The sequence below is a fragment of the Candidatus Villigracilis sp. genome (assembly GCF_057083605.1).
In genome coordinates this window covers 1-16,668 of record NZ_JBXMTI010000119.1, presented here as the reverse complement: position 1 = coordinate 16,668, position 16,668 = coordinate 1, and the positions used below count along the sequence as shown (strand labels likewise).

Sequence of the window (16,668 nt, the reverse complement as noted above, 5' to 3'; positions counted from 1 at the left end):
AGTGGTATGCATAACCCGAAGGTCGCAGGTTCAAGTCCTGCCCCCGCTACTAAAAAACAAGAGACCATTGAGGTCTCTTGTTTTTTTATTACATATAACCCCAAATTACCATTTGCAATTCGGGGTAGTGTTGATACCTGCTGTCTTCCCTACACGTTTATACATGGTCACATTGGTGAATGGCTCACCCAATATGCTGTCATGGATCGACCATGAGCGTTTGCGAATGCTGTTTGCAGCCTCAGGCATACGGAATGGAGTTGAGCCGTTCAGTTGTGCCTGTAAATCACCGCCTGGTTGAAAGCCTGTATGGATACTATCCATTAAGCGTTTCCCGATTTGATATGTAAAGCCATAGCGTTCAAAAATAACGGCGTTGTGATAATACAAGGGCTCGACGAAATACATATCATGCCCAAGCGCGGTGATGAAATTTTCAAACGCTTCAATGGCTTGCCCCAACAATCTTAACCCGTGTCTTACCTGACCTGGAGCCAGCCCAGCCTCGAGAGCTTTTTTTTCAGCTTCGACATTTCTTTGCAAAGTACCGAATTTTGTAGGTGTGCCGTTTGGCATCTTGTCCACGTCAAAGCGGGGGGAATCGGGGTCATTGAGGATGTATAGCAGGACATGAATCTGTCCGTTCATGGTGTCGGTCAGGTGCGCGTAAAGGATGGGGTCAGGAAAGTCAATCTTGTGGAACAATCTCATTTCCACATCGCTGGAGCCAGAAGCAAAATTGAATTGCAGGAGGTTGTATCCAGCGGCGGATGTGAGTGGGGGAATATTATATTTTTCAAGAAGTGTTACGGGGATATAACGGGAATAGACTGCACGTTTTTCTGCTTCAGGGAGAAGGTTGATTCCGCCTATAGTTGATGGGGGCACTTTGGTCTCCTTGTCATTAGTCTCTGGTCTTGTTGTCGATTTGGACTACATGACTAAAGACGATCAGACTATCTCACTCTTGTGGCTCTTTCATTATTTCGCGCTTCATCCCGCTTGGCGATGGTGGCGCGTTTATCGTAGGCTTTTTTGCCTTTGGCAAGGGCGATCTCAAGCTTGGCGCGTCCATCTTTTAGGTATACACGCGTCGGCACAACCGTCATCCCTTTGATGCGGACATTATTCCATAACTCGCGGATTTGCTTTTTGTGGAGCAGCAGGCGGCGTTTGCGCCTGGGTTCATGGTTGAAGAATTTCCCTGCCTGTTCATATGGCGCGATGTGCGCTTCTACAAGCCATGCAGACTCTCCGTCTTGAACGTCCACGTAAGCTTCCTGTATGCTGACCTGACCTGCGCGGATGGATTTAATCTCTGATCCTTGCAGGGCGATGCCTGCCTCGAATTTTTCCATGAGGAAGTATTCGAAGCTGGCTTTGCGATTGGTTGCGATTACTTTGATGTTTTCAGTCACAAGATGATTTTAGCATGGAATGTTAGTACGTTCTGGAGTCCGACAGCTTGCTGTCGGATATCGTAGATAAACAGTAGCAAGCTCCTGCACTCCAGAGTTATCCCCATTTAAGTAGGACAACGCCCGCGACGATGCGTAATACGCCAAAGATAATGAGGGCGGGAGCCAGCCCGATCACATCTGCGATGAGCGGGCCGCCAATGGAACTGGCGAGAACGGCAAAGTTGAAGATGATGGTGTACCACGCAAGATGTGAAGGACGGTCATGCGGCGGGATGTTTTCAAGCATGTAGTTGGCGTACGCGCCGTTCACCAGTGCAAACAAAAATCCACCCAGGAATGAGAGAGCGTAGAAATGCCAAACGTTTTGAGCAAAAGCCAGCATGATCGGATATGCCGCCATACCCGCTACACCCCAACCCGTCACTTTTTTGTGACCATACCTATGCACAACGCTTCTAAGCTGTGTGGATGCGATCAGCACGGTTAAATAGTAGAAAGCTGTTCCATTGCCGAGATGACTGTCATTGAGGTTTAGCACACGCACGTTATACAACGGGTAAAGCGGCGCTGATAAATAATGTACAAGATGGAAAAGGAATAATGCGAGCAAAACATTTTTGAAATGAGTCTTCCAAATGTCAAGGCGCAGGATGGATGCAATGCCGCGCGGAGAGTCGACCTCTTGCTCAGAGTCAGTTATCGGCGGGGGAGGAAGCGGGATGGTGTCATCTTGCACGGGTTTAACGTGGTAGATGTGATAACTGCTCATCGCCGCGCCCAATGCTCCAATCGCAAAGATGATCTGATAACCTTCGGGAAAGGAAATATTTTTTAGGATGAAACCCGCAATAAGCGAAGTGAGCATGTATGCAATCGCGAATGTGACGTTACGTGTGCCCGCTACTTGCGCCCTGAAACGGTCTGGCACGGCTTCGGCAAAAAGCGCGTTAAAACCGACGCCAAGCGGCGTGAGTGGAATCGCCATAAAAAAAGTGAGGATGATGAGCGCCCAGATCTGCCCTTGTGCGTTGAAGAACCAGGGCAGGGGAATCCAAAGCAGGTAACCGATGCGAAAGACAACGGATGACCAAAAAACTGCGTGCCCTGTGTGGCGTTTGCTGATCCAGTAACCTGCGGGGATGGCGAGAAAAAGATTGACGACAGCAGACATGGCAGTGAGTAAGCCGATCTGCAAGCCTGTTGCGCCAAGACGCGTGGCGTATACATTTAGAAAGTTAATGGCAGTGCCACTTAACACGCCAAACCAGGCGATGTCGAGATATAGATTTATGAAGTTGGAACGATATTGTTCGGGGATATCAGATTGACGAAATAGTTTAAACCGCATTCTACGATTATAACAATTTTATCTTTTACCGCTTTCTTCAATTATGCGATCTGTCAATTGGATGGCCAAGCCGATATAGGATTCTGGCGAGAGGCTTTGTAATCGTTGGCGCGTTTCGTTGTCCACGTCAATTGCTTCCGCCCATGACCTGTATTCTGCTTCGGTTAAGACGCGGCCTCTCGTCTGCTGTTTGAGTGATTCGTATGCATCACTTTTCCCCACCGCGCGCAGGATGGTCTGTGCGCCTTCGCTGATGACCTCCCAATGGGACTCTAAGTCATCGTGAAGTTTTTTCTCATCTGCAGCAATTCGCTTCATACCCCGCTCTAAGTTGATCCACGCCAATAAAGTGTGACCTAACGCCGAGCCGAATGTGCGCCGAACTGTTGAATCAGATAAGTCGCGCTGTAAACGCGAGATGGATAATTTCTGGCTGTAATGAATGAACAGTGCATTGGCAATACCGAGGTTGCCTTCTGCATTTTCAAAGTCAATCGGGTTGACTTTCTGCGGCATGGTCGAAGAGCCGACTTCGCCTTCGATGACAGCTTGCTTTAGATAGCCATCACTGATGTATCGCCAGATGTCCTGCGAGAAGTCGATCAGAATAGAATTCGCCATTCGTAAAGAATCAAAATATCGCAGCCAATTATCGTAGGGCAGGATTTGATTGGTGGCAAAATTTGGAACAAGATCATAGCCTTGAATAAATTCGGCACTATAGGCAAGCCAGTCCACTTGCGGGGAGGCGGCCTGCAAGGCGTTGAAGTTCCCCACTGCACCTGTCAACTTGGCTTCAAAGCGATGGGATGCGATTTCTTCACGGGATTTTTTTAGTCGTTCCAAATAGACAGCGAATTCTTTGCCAAGCGTAGTGGGGACGGCGGGTTGCCCATGTGTGCGGGCGAGCATGGGCAATGCACGGTAAGTTTTGGCAAAATTCAAAATACTTAGAAGCAAAGCATCAAAAACAGGCAGCAAGACGGAATCTCGCGAATCGCGCAATTCGATAGCTTGGGCGATATTGTTCACATCTTCAGAAGTCAACCCATAGTGAAGCCAGGGAATAAGATTCTGGAATTCAGCGGCTTGCCGCTGATCTTCGGACAGCTTGCTGTCCGACTCCAGAAGTTTATCGCGCAGAAAATATTCGATGGCTTTCACATCATGACGAGTCTCACGCTCGTGAGCACGGATGGATTCTGCATCGGCAGTGGAAAAATTGGTTTTGATGGAATCTAATTGAGCGGTTTCAGAATTGGTCAAAGGGCGGATTAAATTGATTTTGGAAAGAGCAGATAAAAAGTCTAGCTCAACGCGGACTCTGTCGCGCAGGAAAGAAAATTCAGAGAAATGATCACGCAGAGGTGCGATTGAATCTGCGTAGCGTCCATCCAATGAAGAAAGCAGGTGAAGGGAATTTGTCATTTAGCTGTCCAGGTATTTCGAGATCAGTGTATCGTAATTTGCGGTGGATTTGAAACCTTTGACCGCAAGTTTCTTTTTGGTCTCAAATGGAATTTCACCACTTTGAAGCATGGAGAGTATTTCTGCATAATCGGCGGGGTCGCAGACGAGGGTAACACGTTCATGGTTTTTTGCAGCAGCACGAATGAGGGTAACACCGCCAATGTCAATGTTCTCGATGGCATCGGCATACGTGACATTTGGTTTTGCAATCGTCTCTTCAAATGGATAGAGATTGACAGCAACAAGATCAATATAATCCCAGCCGAGGTTGAGGAGTTGTTGATGGTCTTCCTTCGTAGAGCGTGCGAGCAAGCCGCCATGAATTGCTGGGTGTAAAGTTTTTACACGTCCGCCAAGAAGCTCAGGTGACTTTGTGTAATCGGCGACTTCGGTAACGTTAATATTATTTTCGCGCAAAAGTTTGGCTGTGCCGCCAGAGGCGAGCAGAGTCCAACCGAGGGAGACAAGTCCCTTAGCGAAATCGATGAGACCAGTTTTATTGTGAACGGAGAGAATGGCTGTGGGCATGGGATTCCTTAACGGATGTACTCAACGGATTTTGAGCGGATGAACGGATTTTCCAACGGACAACTATAACGGATTCGCGGATGAGAACGGATTTGGGCGCATGATGATTTCTTTGAGCGTTTTTATTAATAGTTCATGTTCTGTTTTGTGAATACGCGCTTCGAGAGATTCTAACGTATCGTCTGCGAGGATGGGGACAATTTCAGTGGCGAGGACGGGGCCGTTGTCCACACCTTCGTCGGGGACGAGATGTATCATGACGCCGGTATGCTTGATTCCACCACGCTGATACGCATCATAAGCGCGTTCGATGGCGTGTATGCCAGGGAATGTATCGGGTAAGGCAGGATGTAGATTGATGACGCGGTTTGGAAAGGAGGAAAGAAAGGAAGAAGAAAGAATTCGCATCCAGCCAGCGAGGATGATGTAGTTTGGTAGTTTGGCGGTTACATAGTTTGCTAGTCGCAAGTCATAATCGCTTCGAGATTCATTTTCGAGTTTCGGGAAGTGCATAGCTTCAACGCCTGCGTTTTTCGCGCGTGTTAAACCATAGGCTTCGGCTTTATTGCTGATAACAGACACGACAATTGCGTTCAATTCACCTGATGCACAGGCATCGAGAATAGCTTGTAAGTTGGAGCCGTTTCCAGAAATGAGTACAACTAATCGAGTGGACATTCAAATATCCCTTTTTGTTTTGGGCACGACAGTTGAATAAAAACGCGCTTCGACTTCGGTGCGCTCAGCGCGAAGGCTAGTGGTGAAATAATCGTACGCCGCTGAATACCATGGTCATGCCATATTCGTCGCACGCGGCGATGACATCTTCGTCGCGATTAGAGCCGCCAGGTTGCAGGACATATTTCACACCGCTTCTGGCCGCACGGTCAATCGAATCGCGGAATGGGAAGAAGGCATCGGAGCCGAGTACAACATTGGACATGCCATCCAGCCACTCGCGTCTTTCTTTAACCGTGAGTTGGTTTGGCGATTCTGTGAACACATTTTCCCAGTTGGATTTTTCCGCTTCGGTAACATCGGGTTGCAGGAATTGGTCAATGGCGTTGTCACGGTCAGGGCGTTTGACATCATACTTGAAAGGAAGATTTAAAACAGACGGATGTTGACGCAAACGCCACAAGTCTGCTTTGGAGCCTGCGAGACGGGCGCAATGTACTCGTGACTGTTGCCCCGCACCTACACCGATGACTTGTCCGTCCACGGCATAACAAACTGAATTGGATTGCGTGTACTTGAGTGTGATCCAAGCGATCAGCATGTCGCGGATGGTGCTTTCGGGTAATGCTTTGTTTTTGGTAACGATGTTTGAAAAGTCCGCAGGTGTTGCAAGGCGATCATGGCGATGCTGTTCAAATGTGATGCCAAAGACATCGCGGGTTTCTAGTTCAGATGGTTCATAGGCTGGGTCAATTTGGACGACAGCATACTTGCCCTGCTTTTTCTTTTTGAGAATATCAAGTGCCTCTGGTTCATATGATGGAGCAATGACACCGTCAGAGACTTCGCGACTGATGAGCTTCGCAGTTGGAACGTCAACAGTTTCGGAGAGCGCGATCCAATCACCAAAGGAGGACATGCGATCCACACCGCGAGCGCGGGCGTAGGCAGTGGCGAGCGGTGAGAGTTCAAGATCATCTACAAAATAGATTTTCTTGAGCACCTCCGATAGCGGGTTTGCAACCGCCACCCCTGATGGGCTAACATGCTTAAACGAGGCGGCGGCAGGCAAGTTAATAGCAGACTTTAACTCGCGTACAAGTTGCCAGGAATTTAACGCGTCTAAAAGATTGATATAACCAGGCGAGCCGCTGAGGATAGTAATCGGTAAGTCCAAATCGGATTTCATGAAGACGCGGGCGGGGGCTTGCTGGGGATTGGCCCCGTAACGGAGAGAGAGGGAGGAGGGCATAGGGATTCCTTGTAAACGGACTTTATAGCGGATTCACGGATGAGAACGGACGCGCTCAACGGATAATAGCGGATGAACGGATAAAAACGGATTTATAAGTGAACGGGTTAGGTTACCAAGCGGACTTTCTTTTCGCCTGGAGTTAGTTCGCCGACGATATAGGTTGGTTCTGGAATAAGTTTTTGAACTTCGGCGGCTTTGGATTTATCGACGATGATGATCATGCCGATGCCCATGTTGAAGACGCGGTACATTTCGTCGGTGGCGATATGCCCTTCGGACTGGATCAGTTTCCAGAGCGGTGGAGGCGTCCATGAGTCGATGTGAATTTCGGCGTTAAGGTTCTTGGTCAAGATGCGTGGGATATTTTCGATAAATCCTCCACCTGTGATATGTGCAAGCGCTTTGATATGAGAGAGCAGAGGATGGATGAGAGAATAATAGGAACGATGTGGGGCAAGCAAAGCATCTGCAAGGGAAATGTTGAGTTCGGGAAAAATAGTTTCGAGCGATGTATCTATAAAAACTTTGCGGATAAGAGAATAGCCATTCGTGTGAGGGCCTGAGGACGTGAGACTAATGAGCACATCACCTGCTTGTAGATTATTGCGTGGAAGAATATCATCCCGCTCCACCACACCGACAATTGTCCCAGCTACGTCAAATTCATTTGGCTGATAGACACCTGGCATTTCAGCGGTTTCACCGCCTAGTAGTGCCACGCCAGATTCTTTACAAGCTTCAGTCATCCCTGTGACCACTTCCGCAGTTACTTCAGGAGTCAGCTTGGAAGTGGCAAAATAATCCATAAAGAAAAGCGGACGCGCACCTTGCACGAGGATATCGTTGATGCAATGATTGACAATATCATGCCCTATGCTGCGGTAGCGCCCAACTTGTGCTGCCAATTTAACTTTCGTACCAACGCCATCTGTGGAGGCGACGAGAACGGGATTGTTAAATGCTTTTAGAGCAGATGCATCATACAGTCCGCCAAAAGAGCCGATGCCGGAGAGAACGGATGGTGTGTATGTAGATTTGACCGCGTCTTTCATTAGGTCAATGGCGTGGTTGCCTGCGGTGATGGAGACGCCAGAATTACTGTAAGCGGACTCTGTCACGGAATCACGGACGGGAACGGACGGCAAAACAGCAGGTCGACCTGCAAGGTCGCTTATAACTGAAAAACGAATTGGGGTATTGGGTGATAAAGAATCCTCAGATGGAAGTTGCGTTCCAGGGGGCGCCCAAACAACCCGATATAGATATTTTTGCCAATCCTGCATGTCAACGGGTCTGAGCACACGCTTGAATTCAAGTGTCGGATGCCCAAAGTTATACAACATTCCCACAGGGCTGCCAGTTGCCGCAAGATAAACTAACACTTGATGGAGTTCGTGATTGGTCAAATCATGACTTAATGCCTTACATTCCACCACCAGGGAATTTTCAATCCATAAATCAAGATAAAGATAGCCAACCATTGAGTCGTTTATCCAAACTTCAATACGCTTTTCCATTTCAGCCTGCAACCCCGTCGCATGGCACAATTCAGAGAGTCGCCGCTGATAGAATTCTTCCTTATGTCCCGACCGCAGTTCGCGCATGACTTGCATTGCCAGCCCATTAACCTTATAGGTCAACTCATCCAATGGCGTTTTAATCAATCCAGTTTTTTCTTTTGCCATTTAGCCTCCAACTCAATGCATATTTCCGTCCGTTCACAAAAAGTCCGTTTTTATCCGTGAATCCGTGATAAGGTCCGTTTATGACAAAGCACGGCGAGCAATATCCTTGCGATATTGCATCCCTTCAAACGAGATTTTATCCACATTTGCATATACCAGTTTAACCGCAGACTCGATCCCGTCTGTCCAAGAGGTCAACCCAAACACACGTCCGCCTGAAGTAACAACTTCACTGTTTGTAAATTTTGTGCCCGCATGAAAACAAACTGTATTCGCAGGTAACTGTTCGAATTTTACAAGCTTTCCATTTTCTACTTTTTCAGGATAGCCTTTGCTCGCCAGCACCACACATACCGCCGCGCCATCCTTCCAGCGGACATTTACATTCTTCAATGCACCCTTCACGCAAGCATCAACAATATCAATCAAATCTGTTTCAAGTAGCGGAAGCACTGCCTGTGTCTCTGGGTCGCCAAAGCGACAGTTAAACTCCAAAGTACGAATGCCGTTTTGGGTAAGCATCAACCCTGCATACAACACACCTACAAATGGTTTCCCTTCAAGTCGTAATCCATTAATAGCAGGTTTCAAAACAGATTCTATTGCTTCATGCATTAACTTAGCAGTGAAGATCGGAGCAGGAGCATATGCACCCATGCCGCCTGTATTAGGGCCGAGATCACTGTCCAGTAAACGCTTGTGATCCTGTGCGGGCAGCATGGGAATAACAGTCTTGCCATCTGTGAATGCCATCAACGAAACTTCCTGTCCACTTAAGCGTTCTTCAATAATCACTTCGCTTCCCGCCTCGCCAAATATTTTGTCAATCAGAATCGATTCAAGAGTCACTTTGGCTTCACCAAATGAATTAGGCAGCACTACACCTTTACCTGCTGCCAAACCAGAAGCCTTGATCGCAATTGGATAATCCACACTCTCAAGATGCATAATTGCATCAGCGACTTTATTAAACGTGGCATATCGCGCCGTTGGAATATGATGCCGCGTCATGAAATCTTTCGCAAAAACTTTCGACGCTTCGATCTGCGCCGCTGCTTGACTCGGCCCAAAACAGCGGATTTGCTCCGCCGACAATGAATCTGCCAAGCCATCCGCTAACGGAATTTCGGGCCCGACCAACACCATGTCAACCTGCTTCTCCTTACAAAAACGGACAATATCTGCATGGTGAGTCACATCCAATAAAACATTTTCGCCGCAATCTGCTGTCCCAGCATTGCCAGGCGCAATATAAAGTTTCGTCAAACGCGGTGACTGTGCCACCTTCCACGCCATTGCATGTTCCCGTCCACCCGAACCGATAATCAATACATTCATAAGCCCATCCTCAATCTGTTTTTATCCATTTGTCCGCTCACATCCGTTGAACACGTCCGTTTCCATCCGCGAATCCGTGAAAGAGTCCGTTTACAAAATTATTTCAAACTTCGCTCAAAGCCAGTTTTTGTAGTTTCAAAATTTACCTGTATTGGATACTGCCCCGTAAAACACGCCTGGCAGAATCCATCACTACGTCCAACCGCGCGCATCATTCCATCCAGTGATAAATAATATAAACTATCTGCCCCAACGAATTGACAGATCTCATTAACTGTTCTTTTATGTGCAATCAAATTATCGTGCTTGCCCATATCCACCCCCATGAAGCATGGATGTGCAATTGGCGGACAAGTAATGGCAACATGCACTTCTTTCGCGCCTGCATTGCGCAATAACTTAATCAACGGCCCCGTCGTATTGCCGCGCACGATACTGTCATCGATCATCATCACGCGCTTATCACGCACATTTTCATTGATGACATTAAACTTCAACGCCACACCTCGCTTGCGTAGCGAATCAGTCGGCTCAATAAATGTCCGCCCGACATAACGGTTCTTGATAAACCCATCGTTATAAGGAATCCCACTCACATGCGAAAACCCAATCGCAGCAGGAATGGACGAATCAGGCACAGGAATTACCACATCCGCAATTTGTCCGTTCATATCTGCGATTCCGTTATAAAGTCCGTTTACCCGTTCGCTTTTATCCGTGAGTCCGTGAAAGAGTCCGTTTATAACCTCCCTCGCCAACTCCTCCCCCAACCTCTGCCTCACCTTATGCACACCAATCCCATCCCACACCTGATCAGGACGTGCAAAGTAAATATGCTCGAACACACACATCGCTGAAGGCTCAATAGATGGGAGCGCCTGCGTCACAGTCAGAGCGTTATTTGAAAGCGCAACGATCTCACCAGGTTTCACATCGCGAATAGCCTCACATCCGAGTGTTTGCAATGCGCCCGTTTCAGATGAAACTGCATGACCACCACTCGGCAGCAAACCAATGCACAGCGGACGAAACCCCCACGGATCGCGTACCGCGTAAACGCCATCACGAGTCAAAATGACCAATGAATAAGCGCCTTGCCATTTTTGCATGGCATGTTTAATACGTTCTTCCCAAGTCTTCCCACCATTACGCGCCAGCATCATCGTCATCACTTCAGTATCAGACGACGATGAAAACCCCACGCCCTGTTGCATCAGTTCATCGCGCAGTTCGGCTGAGTTCACCAGATTCCCGTTATGCGCCAACGCCAGCGGACCGTGCATGGTCTCGATCATAAAAGGTTGAGCGTTACGCTCCGACGATGAACCCGTTGTTGAATAGCGCGTATGCCCAATCGCATAATGCCCACTCAATTTCTCCATCACCGATGGCGTGAAAACCTGCGCGACCAACCCAACGCCTTTATGGATTGACATCGCGTGCCCATCGGCCACTGCCATGCCCGCCGCTTCCTGCCCGCGGTGCTGTAATGCAAACAATCCAAAAAAAGTCATACGCGCCACATCTTCATTTGGGGCAAAAATCCCGATTACGCCGCATTCTTCTTTTGGAGAATCATCCGCGAACTGATTACTGATCACTGATAACTGACTACTGGACACTGCCATCATCCTCGATAATTTTCTCCACCGCCCGCTTCTGACTCGCCTTCACCTGCTCCCGTACCGATTCATCCATCAACCCGATAATTTTTGCCGCCAACAACGCCGCGTTGACAGGTTCCAGCACCACCGCAGGCGCGATCCCCGAAGGCATCCGTAGCGACGAATAAATATCCGCACCGCCAAATGAATCAGACGGTGGCGGGCAAGCGATGACAGGTGCACTCACAAAGCCATCCGTAAATCCACTCAACGCGTTGCTGCGCCCTGCCACTGTGATATACACCTTCGGTCGCGGATCAGATTCATATTCGCGCAAAATCTTTATTGCGTGCTCCGCAGTCTTATGTGCGGAGGCGATGCGTAATATTGTTTCCAATCCAAACTGTTTGCAGGCATCAGAGATTTTTGTGCAATGTTCCAAATCCGCTTTGGAACCCATGAGGATAATAACTACAGGTTTCATAAAACACCTGACTTTTTCAAGTTCTCAATCAAACGCGGTTCAACTGGATACGCGCCCGCTTCAAACTTTTTCCCCGTTAATAATTCATAGATCGTAATATAGCGTTCGCTCGCTGATGCCCATAATTCATCAGGCATGATTGGGATCTCGCCATCGCCGCGATAGCCTTGCTTCGCATATTCCAAGCGGACAAATTCTTTGTCAAAATTTTCAGGGTCTTCCCCTGCCGTGAATCGTGCCTCGTAGGTATCCGCCCTCCAGAAGCGTGATGAATCGGGAGTATGTACTTCATCAATTAGAACAACGCTTCCATCGTTTGCTATCCCAAATTCATATTTTGTGTCCACAAGAATCAAGCCCGCATTGCGCGCCAATTCCTGCCCGCGCTTGAAGATTGCCAATGCTGCCGTTTGCACTTGATTCCACGTTTTAGCATCCAGCAAACCCTTTTCCACTACTTCGGTGCAGGTCAATCGTTCATCATGACCCGTTGCGCCGCCTTTGGTTGTGGGAGTAATGATCGGCTCAGGCAGGGCGGCGTTCTTTTGTAAACCATCAGGGAAGGTATAACCATAGACCTCACGCTCGCCGAGTGAATAGCGATACCACAACGCCGTGGACGTAACACCGGTGATATATCCACGCATAATGACTTCCACCATCAACGGATTCGCAACACGCACAATGGATGCATTTGGGTCGGGAATAGAAACTAGGTGATTAGGAGTTAGGTCTTTGGTCTGCTCAAACCACCACGCGGACAATTGATTGAGTACTTGCCCCTTATAAGGAACTCGCGCCAAAATAATGTCAAATGCAGAAAGACGGTCGGTTGTGATGATGAGTCTTTCCCCATTTGGAAGGTCGTACCAATCGCGCACTTTTCCCGAAGTCTTTCCTGGCAAAGGCAAATTTGTTTCATCCAACGCCTGAGGCAGAAGTCTAATAAGTTCATCTTTTGAGGTCATGATTTCTCCGTTTTTATAAATTGCTCGCGTAGTTCACGCCGTTTTGAAACAAGGTTAGTCCGCTGTGACTATTCACGCCGCGAGTCCAGTTTGGATGTTGAAACGAATGGATGTGATTCTCGGGGTGCGGCATGAGTCCCAGCACATTGCCTTGCGGGTTGCAAATGCCTGCGATATCGAGGGTAGAACCATTTGGGTTTGCAGGATATTCTCCCTTGGCAGGTGAGCCATCCGCATGGATATAGGTAAAGGCAATCTGATCGTCGGCGATAAGATCTAAAAGCGGATAATTTTCCGACGCCTGAAAATTTCCTTCCCCGTGTGCAATGGGACATTCGATCAGCTCATTCAGGCCTTTTGTCCAAACACAAGTTTGTGAAACTGGTTTAATGGTCACCCAACGGCATTCAAAATGACCATCTGCATTAAACGTCAAAGTTGCGCTTCCTTCTTTTGCGTCCTCGCCAGGAAGTATGCCTGATTTCACTAATGCTTGAAATCCATTGCAGATACCAATTACAGGCTTCCCTGCGGCAACAAACTGATTAATCTCATCTACAAAATACGCATTCAGATCAATGGCGAGTAATTTTCCTGCGCCGAGCGCGTCAGCATAGGAAAACCCGCCTGCCACAACTAGCATTTGATAATCACTGAATTTTTTCTTTCCCGCACGCAGATGGTTGAGCGGCGCATATTCAGGGTCAGCGCCAGCCAAAGTGAGGGCTTCGGCGACGTCGTGGTCGCGGTTCGTTCCGTGGGCATGGAGGATTAGTGCTTTTGGTTTCATAGGAGAGGGAGAGAGAATTAGAGATTAGGACGGGTTGTTAAATGCGTCGACAAGGTCGCTAACTGTGATGGAAGTATCGCCAAACTTAAGCACAGGGTCGGATGTTACTTGTCCGATTTTGATAATCGGTAGGTCTTTGAAAATCGATTCAAAGGCGTTGACATTTACGGATGCAATCTCAACGAGCAGACAACCTGTCGTTTCGCCGAACAGGATGCGGGGAGTCTGGTGCGAAATCATGTCAAGATTAAGATCAAGGCCAAGGCGTCCGCCGATGCACATTTCTGAGGCAGCGATTGCCAATCCGCCTTCGGAAAGGTCATGGCATGAACGAATTAACTTTGCTCTGATGGCTTGATGTAATGCTTTATAAACTTGTGGTGTAATTTCTGAAACAAGAGGAATAGGTTCGTTGACAATGGACGATTGGCCATTGACCATTGTTCGTTGTCCATCGTCCATCGTCAGAAGGAAATGCGAGCCGCCAAAGACTGGTTCAAACTTTCCAACAAGATAAAGCGCGTTACCCGCTTCTTTCAAATCCATCGTTACGGCTTGAGTGACATCTTTCATTACGCCGATGGATGAAATCAGCAGCGTGGGCGGAATAGCATGGCGCTGGCCGTCGGCGCCCATGTATTCGTTGTTGAGCGAATCTTTTCCGCTGATAAATGGCGTGCGATACAGCAATGCCGCATCATGACATCCGCGCGCGGCTTCAACCAGCGAACCCAGAGTTTCGGGACGGAGCGGATCACCCCAGCAAAAATTATCGAGAATAGCAATACGCTCAGGGTCGGCGCCAACAGCCACTAAATTGCGAACTGCCTCATCTATAACTGCAAGCGCCATGCGATAAGCATCACGTTTTCCATATTCAGGATTGATGCCGTTGGCAAGCGCAATGCCAGCAAGTCCCTTCACGCCAAGTGGATGAATCACGCTCGCATCGGATGGCGCATCAAATTGAACACCAGTCAAAGGTTTGACCACTGTGCCGCCTTGAATCTCATGATCGTAAATGCGAATGACAGAAGCCTTGCTTGCTATATTCGGATGAGAAAGTAATTTCAACAATGTATCTTTCAAATCAATCTGATCACTAATAACTGACAACCGATTACTATTTACTAATAGCTGTTCACTAATAACTGCCTTCAACTGTCTCTGTGGAATACCATCATGCAAAAAATCATTATCCAGATCAATGACAATATTATCTGCATAGCGCACAATCAAACGCTGCGTTCCTGTAAATTCGCCAATATCGGTTAACTCTGTATCGTAGGTATCGCATAACTCTTGAAGAGTTGATACGTGCTCAATTGGAATAGCCAGCACCATGCGTTCTTGTGCTTCGGAGAGCCAAATCTCCCACGGGGCGAGTCCAGCATATTTCAAGCGCACATTTTGAAGTTCAACATCCGCGCCGATAGTGGAAGCCATCTCGCCAACTGCGGATGAAAGTCCGCCTGCGCCGCAATCGGTGATGGCGCGATACAACCGCAGGTCTCGCGCACGGACGATGACATCAATCAATCCCTTCTCAGTAATCGGGTCACCGATTTGAACGGATGCGCCCGCAACTTCCCCCGTTTGCGCGTCCATGGTCATGGATGAGAACGTTGCGCCACGCAGACCATCGCGACCTGTTCTTCCACCCAGCACAATCACGCGATCTCCCTTTTGCGGATTACGGACATGCAGTCCCTTGGGTGCGATGCCGACACATCCGCAAAACACTAACGGGTTGGCTGTATAGCCTTCGTCAAAAAGAATCGCGCCGTTAACAGTGGGAATGCCGATCTTATTTCCATAATCCTGTACCCCCGCAACCACGCCAGACATCACGCGGCGCGGATGAAGCACACCTTGCGGAAGTTGATCAAAGGTGACATTTTGCGGACCGAAACACAGCACGTCCGTATTGGCAATCGGTTTGTGCGATACGCCCAACACATCGCGAATGACTCCACCGACGCCTGTGTTTGCGCCACCAAACGGTTCTATTGCTGACGGGTGGTTGTGCGTCTCAACTTTGAAAGAGACTTCGTTCTCGCCATCCAAATCAATAATGCCTGCGTTATCAACAAATGCAGATAAGACCCAGGGAGCGTTGATTTCATCGGTGGCAGACTTGAGGTAGGTTTTTAGAAGAGAATCGAGATTAGAGACTGGAGATTGTCCCTTGTGGGTAATCTCTATTTTTGCCTTGAACGTTTTATGCCCGCAATGCTCGCTCCAGGTTTGAGCGATAGTTTCAAATTCCACATCGGTCAGGTCACGGCTTTCTTTGCAGCAATAATTTTGAATCGCTTTCATCTCTGCGAGGTCAAGAGCGGCGCGGCGATCTTTTGAGAGAGTCAGTAATTCATCATCACATAAATCGCGGATGGGGATTAATGTCACTTCGCCGCTGGAGATTGCTTCAAGCGGGAAGGATGGTTCGATTTCGCCGATTACCCAATGCTGGATGGTTGGGTTGGCAAGCAGACGTTGAGCTAATTTTTCAGCGGACTCTTTCATGGAATCACGGATTGGAACGGATGCATCGAATTGAAGAATAAAGCTTAAACCTGTAGCGGCGCGATGAACTCCGTGGAGACCGAGTTCATGTGCGACACGGCTGATTTCATGTGCGACTGGGTCGGTGACGCCGGGGCGTAAGGTAACTTCTAGAATAACTGTATCAGGCTCGGGTGGGGAGGGAGGCGTGGGCAATTCCATCCACGAGGCGGATTGAGTCACAGGGTCGGTTAAAAGTTTGAGGGCCAACTGCTGCAAATCTTCCTGCGACAGTTGGCCCTCAATGAAGTAGAGGTCCTGGCATTCAATTCTTTGCAAGTTGTGGAATCCCAGCGCGCTTGCATCTGAAAGGTAACCCGCTGAACGCGGGTCGAAGTGGGTGAAGCGAACAACAAAACGATAGATGGCCATTAGCTTATTTTCTCAATGAATTCGGGGCGATTTTACATCAGCAAACTTGTCTAGTCAAGCATGATGTTCGTTATTTAGTGAGAAGCCTTTAGATGGAACGAAGCGATCAATTCTCTGACTTGCCAATTTTTTGAGCTTTTGGCCCCAAGCTTAAAAAACCTG

General features: G+C 48.3%; 14 protein-coding genes. All 14 read right to left on the bottom strand.

Translation table 11 applies throughout. The features are described 5' to 3' along the window. Positions 1-105: 105 nt before the first annotated feature. Positions 106-888 carry a hypothetical protein gene (locus AC14M5_RS17905; RefSeq protein WP_484031066.1) on the bottom strand — a complete coding sequence of 261 codons (783 nt, stop codon included), beginning with the start codon at positions 886-888 and terminating at the stop codon, positions 106-108. A 68-nt stretch (positions 889-956) separates the two neighbouring features. Then, entirely contained in the window at positions 957-1,418 is a 462-nt protein-coding gene (gene smpB, locus AC14M5_RS17900) for an SsrA-binding protein SmpB (RefSeq protein WP_484031065.1), read from the bottom strand. A 97-nt stretch (positions 1,419-1,515) separates the two neighbouring features. After that, positions 1,516-2,769: an MFS transporter gene (locus AC14M5_RS17895; RefSeq protein ID WP_484031064.1), complete on the bottom strand. Its 1,254-nt coding sequence runs from the start codon at positions 2,767-2,769 to the stop codon at positions 1,516-1,518. An 18-nt stretch (positions 2,770-2,787) separates the two neighbouring features. Beyond that, on the bottom strand, positions 2,788-4,197 hold the full coding sequence (purB, locus tag AC14M5_RS17890) for an adenylosuccinate lyase (protein ID WP_484031063.1): 1,410 nt from the start codon (positions 4,195-4,197) through the stop codon (positions 2,788-2,790). Further along, the gene (locus tag AC14M5_RS17885) at positions 4,198-4,767 is read right to left on the bottom strand and encodes a hypothetical protein (protein ID WP_484031062.1); all 570 of its coding nucleotides are present in this window, start codon (positions 4,765-4,767) and stop codon (positions 4,198-4,200) included. 63 nt (positions 4,768-4,830) lie between these two features. Then, the gene (gene purN, locus AC14M5_RS17880) at positions 4,831-5,445 is read right to left on the bottom strand and encodes a phosphoribosylglycinamide formyltransferase (protein ID WP_484031061.1); all 615 of its coding nucleotides are present in this window, start codon (positions 5,443-5,445) and stop codon (positions 4,831-4,833) included. Between the two features lie 76 nt (positions 5,446-5,521). Next, positions 5,522-6,697, bottom strand: a complete 1,176-nt coding sequence (locus AC14M5_RS17875) for a phosphoribosylaminoimidazolecarboxamide formyltransferase (RefSeq protein ID WP_484031060.1) — start codon at positions 6,695-6,697, stop codon at positions 5,522-5,524. A 107-nt stretch (positions 6,698-6,804) separates the two neighbouring features. Further along, positions 6,805-8,385, bottom strand: coding sequence for a phosphoribosylformylglycinamidine cyclo-ligase (purM, locus tag AC14M5_RS17870; RefSeq protein ID WP_484031059.1), 1,581 nt, complete (start codon positions 8,383-8,385; stop codon positions 6,805-6,807). Between the two features lie 78 nt (positions 8,386-8,463). Next, positions 8,464-9,723 carry a phosphoribosylamine--glycine ligase gene (gene purD / locus AC14M5_RS17865; protein ID WP_484031058.1) on the bottom strand — a complete coding sequence of 420 codons (1,260 nt, stop codon included), beginning with the start codon at positions 9,721-9,723 and terminating at the stop codon, positions 8,464-8,466. A gap of 98 nt (positions 9,724-9,821) precedes the next feature. Continuing rightward, positions 9,822-11,354 carry an amidophosphoribosyltransferase gene (gene purF, locus AC14M5_RS17860; protein ID WP_484031057.1) on the bottom strand — a complete coding sequence of 511 codons (1,533 nt, stop codon included), beginning with the start codon at positions 11,352-11,354 and terminating at the stop codon, positions 9,822-9,824. Then, positions 11,335-11,811, bottom strand: a complete 477-nt coding sequence (locus AC14M5_RS17855) for an AIR carboxylase family protein (protein ID WP_484031056.1) — start codon at positions 11,809-11,811, stop codon at positions 11,335-11,337. The genes purF and AC14M5_RS17855 overlap by 20 nt, the downstream gene beginning before the upstream one ends. Then, the gene (locus tag AC14M5_RS17850) at positions 11,808-12,779 is read right to left on the bottom strand and encodes a phosphoribosylaminoimidazolesuccinocarboxamide synthase (RefSeq protein WP_484031055.1); all 972 of its coding nucleotides are present in this window, start codon (positions 12,777-12,779) and stop codon (positions 11,808-11,810) included. Before AC14M5_RS17850 ends, AC14M5_RS17855 begins: the two co-directional genes overlap by 4 nt. Before the next feature lie 13 nt (positions 12,780-12,792). Further along, entirely contained in the window at positions 12,793-13,569 is a 777-nt protein-coding gene (gene purQ, locus AC14M5_RS17845; RefSeq protein ID WP_484031054.1) for a phosphoribosylformylglycinamidine synthase I, read from the bottom strand. 24 nt (positions 13,570-13,593) lie between these two features. Next, complete coding sequence (purL, locus tag AC14M5_RS17840; protein WP_484031053.1) at positions 13,594-16,506, bottom strand: phosphoribosylformylglycinamidine synthase subunit PurL; 2,913 nt, start codon at positions 16,504-16,506, stop codon at positions 13,594-13,596. Between the last annotated feature and the right edge of the window lie 162 nt (positions 16,507-16,668).

Bases quoted from the DNA above. Each gene is read 5' to 3' on its own strand.
- purF (WP_484031057.1), bottom strand. From the start codon at position 11,354: ATGATGGCAGTGTCCAGTAGTCAGTTATCAGTGATCAGTAATCAGTTC.
- purD (WP_484031058.1), bottom strand. From the start codon at position 9,723: ATGAATGTATTGATTATCGGTTCGGGTGGACGGGAACATGCAATGGCG.
- purB (WP_484031063.1), bottom strand. From the start codon at position 4,197: ATGACAAATTCCCTTCACCTGCTTTCTTCATTGGATGGACGCTACGCA.
- purQ (WP_484031054.1), bottom strand. From the start codon at position 13,569: ATGAAACCAAAAGCACTAATCCTCCATGCCCACGGAACGAACCGCGAC.
- purL (WP_484031053.1), bottom strand. From the start codon at position 16,506: ATGGCCATCTATCGTTTTGTTGTTCGCTTCACCCACTTCGACCCGCGT.
- AC14M5_RS17850 (WP_484031055.1), bottom strand. From the start codon at position 12,779: ATGACCTCAAAAGATGAACTTATTAGACTTCTGCCTCAGGCGTTGGAT.
- purM (WP_484031059.1), bottom strand. From the start codon at position 8,385: ATGGCAAAAGAAAAAACTGGATTGATTAAAACGCCATTGGATGAGTTG.
- AC14M5_RS17875 (WP_484031060.1), bottom strand. From the start codon at position 6,697: ATGCCCTCCTCCCTCTCTCTCCGTTACGGGGCCAATCCCCAGCAAGCC.
- AC14M5_RS17895 (WP_484031064.1), bottom strand. From the start codon at position 2,769: ATGCGGTTTAAACTATTTCGTCAATCTGATATCCCCGAACAATATCGT.
- AC14M5_RS17885 (WP_484031062.1), bottom strand. From the start codon at position 4,767: ATGCCCACAGCCATTCTCTCCGTTCACAATAAAACTGGTCTCATCGAT.
- purN (WP_484031061.1), bottom strand. From the start codon at position 5,445: ATGTCCACTCGATTAGTTGTACTCATTTCTGGAAACGGCTCCAACTTA.
- AC14M5_RS17855 (WP_484031056.1), bottom strand. From the start codon at position 11,811: ATGAAACCTGTAGTTATTATCCTCATGGGTTCCAAAGCGGATTTGGAA.